Source organism: Enterobacter sp. K16B, assembly GCF_020216105.1.
GTDB classification, from domain to species: domain Bacteria; phylum Pseudomonadota; class Gammaproteobacteria; order Enterobacterales; family Enterobacteriaceae; genus Enterobacter; species Enterobacter sichuanensis.
In genome coordinates, this window is sequence record NZ_JAIWJZ010000182.1 from 1 (window position 1) to 6180 (window position 6180).

At 54.4% G+C, this 6180-nt stretch carries 4 protein-coding genes and 1 pseudogene; 3 read left to right on the forward strand and 2 right to left on the reverse strand.

Annotated elements, in window-relative coordinates:
- Together LDK53_RS22365 and LDK53_RS22370 are read left to right on the forward strand one after the other, a co-directional pair.
- Positions 1 to 872, forward strand: a pseudogene (locus tag LDK53_RS22365) (clamp-binding protein CrfC); the annotation flags it as partial.
- Positions 869 to 1744 carry a diguanylate cyclase regulator RdcB family protein gene (locus tag LDK53_RS22370; RefSeq protein WP_045285523.1) on the forward strand — a complete coding sequence of 292 codons (876 nt, stop codon included), beginning with the start codon at positions 869 to 871 and terminating at the stop codon, positions 1742 to 1744. The pseudogene LDK53_RS22365 and the gene LDK53_RS22370, both read left to right, overlap by 4 nt.
- Positions 1745 to 1808: 64 nt before the next feature.
- Here the strand turns inward: LDK53_RS22370 and kdgT are convergent, their stop codons facing one another.
- Positions 1809 to 2801, reverse strand: coding sequence for a 2-keto-3-deoxygluconate transporter (gene kdgT / locus LDK53_RS22375; protein ID WP_225288119.1), 993 nt, complete (start codon positions 2799 to 2801; stop codon positions 1809 to 1811).
- A gap of 649 nt (positions 2802 to 3450) precedes the next feature.
- Between kdgT and proP the strand changes: the two genes are divergently transcribed.
- Positions 3451 to 4953 carry a glycine betaine/L-proline transporter ProP gene (gene proP, locus LDK53_RS22380; RefSeq protein ID WP_045285521.1) on the forward strand — a complete coding sequence of 501 codons (1503 nt, stop codon included), beginning with the start codon at positions 3451 to 3453 and terminating at the stop codon, positions 4951 to 4953.
- Positions 4954 to 4986: 33 nt separating this feature from the next.
- Here proP and LDK53_RS22385 read toward each other — a convergent pair whose 3' ends face one another.
- Positions 4987 to 5940, reverse strand: coding sequence for a nickel/cobalt transporter (locus LDK53_RS22385; protein ID WP_047957578.1), 954 nt, complete (start codon positions 5938 to 5940; stop codon positions 4987 to 4989).
- Between the last annotated feature and the right edge of the window lie 240 nt (positions 5941 to 6180).

The window sequence follows — 6180 nt, forward strand, 5'->3', positions numbered from 1 at the left end:
CCGCGGACTTTATGGTGTCGCAAAAAACGGCGCTGCATCAGGCGATGGGTGATCTATTCAGCGCGCACCATATTCTTGAGCTGGCCGGTATCGACGGGCTGCATCACCGCATTGACGCGCAGGAGGATCTGAAGCAGCTGGTGCTGGACGACGAGGGGCAGGCGCAGATCGCGCTGAGTAAAATCCGCTCTTCCTGCGAGCTTATCATGCTGGATGCGCAGAGGAAGATCGGCCGGGAACTGGCGTTACGCTTCGATCAGCTGGAGTCGACGCTGGCGCGGTCCCTGAATGAAGCGATGCGTCCCATTGAAACGCGTATCAAAGAGCACCTGAGCCATGCGGGTTTTCGGGCGCGGATCAGTTTCCCGGCGTTTCAGGCGAGCCAGCTTAACTTTAATACGCAGGCACTGTTTAACGATGCCATTGCACAGGATGACAGCCAGGCAGGCCAGCCATCCGGCGGGGGCAGCATGCGTGAAACGGTCTCTCGCTGGCTCAATAATCCGGGTTGGGGCTGGGATGATTATGTCGAAACGCGCACGCGCTATGTTATCGACATTGCACAGCTTCATGAAAAAATTAAGCAACATATTGAGCAGTTTTGTGAACAAATACGTAAAGCTTTGTCCGCGCAGGTCGATGTCTCTGTTAGGGCAGGAATGGCAACGTTCTTTGCAGAATTTTCGTTGTGCCTGACCGGGTTACAGGAAAGCTTGCGTGATAGCCTCGCAGTGCGCCAACAAAATGAGCATTCAACCCGAGCGCTCTGCCAGTTGTTGAAGCAAAGTATCACTACTGCGACGTGGATTCAGGAAGATACCCGACTGTTACGCGATGATATTCAAACTCTATTCGCGGCAGAGCAACCATGACAACACCACTACTGGATGGCCCCGGGCGAACGCTGGAGTGTATTCATCCAAAATTTATGGTCGATCTGGTGCAGGGGGTAGACGCAGCGCGTCATCCCCACCCTGGACCACAACAGCTGCAGTTTCGTGAGCGGTTGACGCAGGAAATTATGACCCGTACCCGGCTACGCCCCTGGGCGATGGCGGGGATGCTCAATGAAAATGCGGCGCTACGCCTGGGCCTGGCGGAAAAACTGGCCGGCATGCTGGACCCGGGCCATCTCGCCCTGACGCTGATGGCGGAGAAGCTGATGGCGCTGCGCCAGCAGGCTCATCCGCGCGCACAGCAGGCACCGGGGCTGATGCAGCAGTACGCCGAACTCTCTTCTCATTTTACCCAACGGGCAGCTTATAAAGAAAAGGCCCTGACCCAGCGCGGGCTAACGGTGCAGGCGGGTGAGCACAGCGAGCAGATTTTTACCCGCTGGCGGGCCGGGCACTATGATGGCTGGTCACTGGCCGGTCGCTGTTTTATCGTCCTGGAAGAGCTTTGCTGGGGGCCATTTGGCGATGCCTGCCGCCTCGCGAACGAAGATGTGGCGGCCATGCTCAAGGATAACCTGCGCAGCATGGCGGCCAACTATCTGGCACAGGGGATTAATGCCTCTCCCACGACCCGCCATTTCTATCACCAGTGGCTGACAACACCGGCGTCTCCGGGCTTAATCGATCATAAAGACATGCTAGGCTGGCTGGGGGACTGGTGTCAGGCGGATAAACATCCGGTGAGCTGGTCAGTGACGCAGAACTGGCAGACCGTCGCGCTGGGGATGCCGAGGCTCTGTTCAGCAAAACGGCTGGTGGACGGGATGGTGGACGAAATTTTTGGGTGAATTCCTTACCCCCTCACCCTGACCCTCTCCCCGGAGGGGAGAGGGGATGGTCTGGTGCGGTGTGTTAATGGCGGAGTTCTACCGCTTTTCGTTCGATGTCCTGTTCCGGGGCACTTGCGTAGCGTTTCGCGTACAGCGCGGTGATGATGGGCACCAGAATCGCGGTGACAATCACGCTGGCGGCAACCAGTGCTGTCGCTGAAGCGGCCACCGGTTCGAAGGCCGGGTTAATCTGGGCAATAATCACCGGATTGGCGACGGCTGCGCCTGCGGCTGAAGAGGCGGCGACGCCCGCCGTACCGTTTCCTCCCCCGATAACGCGGTCAGCAATCACCAGCGGAATACCGGTGATGACGATCACGGCAACACCCAGCACAATACCCAGCAGTCCGGTATCGAGAATGACCTTCAGGTTGATGGTATTCCCCAGCGCGAAGCCGAAGAACGGGATCAGCACCGGCGTGGCTTTGCTGAAGAAATCACGCAGATCGTGGTCCAGATTGCCCAGCGCGAAACCGACCAGGAAAGGCAGGATCGCGCCGACAAAATGGTGGGGTTCAAAAGAGGCCAGGCCTGCAGAGCCCAGTATAAGCATCGTCACCAGCGGGCCGGACTCCAGAGACATCAGGACAAAGGCACCGGACTCTTCTTTCGTCCCGTACTGGTTCATCAGGCTGGCGTACAACCCGCCGTTGGTCATATCCATTGCGGAGACAATCGCCAGCACCGATAAACCGGCAAAGAATCCGTTCTGAATTCCATTCTCCGGAATGAACATCGCGCATATCATTGCCACACTCCAGGCAACCGCTATTTTGGTTATCACCAGCGTACCGGATTTCCGTAATACCGTACCCGTCGCCCGTAAATTAATGGATGCGCCAATACAAAAAAACCAGACGGCAAGAATGGGAACCGTGCCCGTAATCATTCCTTTTGTAAAACCACCGAAATAAGCCCCGGTATCAGGAGCCAGGGTATTCAGGATGGCTCCCAGTACCAGCGGAACCAGCATCATACCGCCAGGTATGCGTTCTATCGTGGCTTTAATCTTCATAGACAAACCTCACATCTGATCCCGCATGGCGGGTGATAGGTGTTAAAAATTAGTCATTAAATTCAATATGTTGCCGTTTGTGCCCGCGATCGTGTTTTTAATGGCCCGGCAACAAAATGAACTGAGTACGCTCGCGTAACCTCAGCCGAAAAGAGATAAAACGTTATGTTCGGATTTATCATGCGATCATTGGAATATTGATTCAATGAAAATAAAACATCGTTTTAGTTATCTTTGTCACATATTCAATGCAAAGCTAAGGGCAGATTCCTGACGATGGAAAATTATGTGAGTTGGGTATGAATTAATGGGGTTCGTTTTTTTGATGAGAAAGGATTAATAACGTGTGTGAGGCTGCTTTTCAGGCGGACTGAGAAAGTGCCTATTTGCGCTCCTTGACAAAAATTAGCGTGGGTTGACCGAGCACAGAAATATGTGTGAAGTTGATCACAAATATAAACGCTGGTAGGGTAAAAAGGTCATTAACTGCCCAGACAGGCGTCAACAGGTTCGGTTGTATCGACGTAAAACGTCAATGTAAGTAAACCTGCTACGCTTGAATAAGGCGATTCGCATGGAGCGGATCCCATGGTTCACAGAACGCAAACTGGACTGTGAAACAGACAGGGCCGAGTCAACGAGGATAGCTATGCTGAGAAGGAAAAAGATTAAACCCATTACGCTTCGCGACGTCACCATTATTGATGACGCAAAACTGCGTAAAGCCATTACCGCAGCCTCGCTCGGTAATGCGATGGAATGGTTCGATTTTGGTGTCTACGGCTTTGTGGCCTACGCGTTAGGTAAAGTATTTTTCCCCGGTGCCGACCCCAGCCTGCAGATGATTGCCGCCCTGGGTACGTTCTCCGTTCCCTTCCTGATCCGTCCGCTGGGCGGTCTGTTTTTCGGTATGCTCGGCGATAAATATGGTCGCCAGAAGATCCTGGCCATCACCATCGTCATTATGTCGATCAGTACATTCTGTATCGGCCTTATCCCGTCTTATGCCTCCATCGGCATCTGGGCACCGATTCTGCTGCTGATTTGTAAGATGGCGCAGGGCTTCTCGGTAGGGGGGGAATATACCGGGGCATCGATCTTTGTTGCTGAATACTCCCCGGACCGTAAGCGCGGGTTTATGGGAAGCTGGCTGGACTTCGGCTCGATTGCCGGGTTTGTTCTGGGCGCGGGCGTGGTGGTACTGATTTCAACCGTGGTAGGGGAAGAGAACTTCCTCGACTGGGGCTGGCGTATTCCATTCTTCCTGGCGCTGCCGCTGGGGATCATAGGCCTGTATCTGCGTCATGCGCTTGAAGAGACGCCTGCGTTCCAGCAGCACGTTGATAAGCTTGAGCAGGGCGATCGCGAAGGGCTGCAGGACGGTCCGAAGGTGTCGTTCAAAGAGATCGCCACTAAGCACTGGCGGAGCCTGCTGGTCTGTATCGGTCTGGTGATCTCCACTAACGTGACCTATTACATGCTGCTGACCTACATGCCGAGCTATCTGTCGCATAACCTGCACTACTCGGAAGATCACGGTGTGCTGATCATTATCGCCATCATGGTGGGTATGCTGTTTGTGCAGCCGATTATGGGCCTGTTGAGTGACCGCTTTGGTCGTCGACCGTTCATTATTCTGGGAAGCGTTGCGCTGTTTGCTCTCGCCATCCCGGCGTTTATTCTGATCAACAGTAATGTGCTGGGGCTGATTTTTGCCGGTTTGCTGATGCTGGCGGTGATCCTTAACTGCTTTATCGGGGTGATGGCCTCAACGTTGCCTGCGATGTTCCCAACGCACATTCGCTACAGTGCGCTGGCTGCGGCCTTTAATATCTCGGTGCTGATTGCCGGTCTGACCCCGACGCTTGCCGCTTCGCTGGTGGAGAGCACGCAGAACCTGATGATGCCAGCTTATTACCTGATGGTGATTGCGGTGATTGGTTTGATTACGGGTCTTACCATGAAGGAGACCGCGAATCGACCTCTGAAAGGCGCAACGCCTGCGGCATCGGATATTCAGGAAGCGAAAGAGATCCTCCGTGAGCACTACGATAGCGTAGAGCAGAAGATCGAGGATATTGACGCAGAGATTGAAGAACTGCAGAAGAAACGCTCCCGACTGGTGGACCAGCATCCACGCATCAACGAGTAATAAAAAACCCGCCGCTGGCGGGTTTTTCTTTTATTAGCATCCTGCAGCGATGTAGTCGCCATTGGCGCTGATGGGAATCACCGTCAGGAACAGCACCGTCGCGAACAGGATCAGGGCTATCCCTCCGGCTATTTTGACTGCCGGCACCAGCCATCTTAATGACGTGCTTTCTCCGAACCAGGTCACCGTGCGCTCACGGGCGTAACGTACAGCCAGTGAAAGCCCCATAATCGAAAGCGCTGTGCCCAGCGACATGGTCATGACCGCGGCCATTCCCCAGGTGACTATGCCCAGCGCGTTCGAGAACATCAGGATCATGATTGCCCCGCTACACGGACGCGCGCCGATCGCCAGGATCACCCCCAGACGGGTTTTCCAGTCGCCCTGCGTCAGGTCTGCGCCTACACCGTGATGGCCGCAGCCACAGTGTTCATCATGCTGATGAAGAGGCTTAATGGCGGACACCGTCATCCTGCGCGGGCGCAGGCTCTTCAGCGCCTGGTAAATGACGAAGGCACCAAATGCGCCAATAAGCACAGCGCTTATCTTCTCAACATACCAGCGGCTGGTACTGATATCCCCGGACGCAAGGTTGAACCCGACAGCCAGAATAAAGACAAACAGTATGGCGCTGACGCCTTGCATCAGGCTACCCAGGAAGGGGATGACCCGGGCGGCCAGCTCGCTTTCTTTATTTGTCGTCAGGTAGGTCGTCACGATGAACTTTCCGTGTCCGGGACCAATGGCGTGCAGAACGCCATAAAGGAAAGCCCCCGTTAGTAACCATAATCCGCCGCTGTACTGGTGGTTATTAAGCTGCAGCAGATACATCACCAGATAACGGTGCAGCGTAATTTGCGTGGCAAGACACCACTGGATAAAAGCGTTCCAGTGGCTATGCAGGGTAAATCCGGCAAAGAGGATCGCCAGCAGCATCAACCCCGCTGTAGGGAGACGCCAGTCACGGGCGAGGCGTTGTGTGGTCATGAGGATGAGCCTGCACAGAGGAGAGTATTTGCCGCTAGTATAGTTGATCTTCCTGTTTAATTCGTGGGATCGCATCGGGATCCGCTTATGATTGTGGATAACTTTGTGCATAAAAGGGTATAAGGCGGGGTTTTGCTGGGGAATGCAGCAGTCAGTCATTTTTTTGCAACTTTTCGGTTGCGGTCGCTCGGTAACTCCCTATAATGCGCCTCCATCGACACGGCGGATGTGAATCACTTC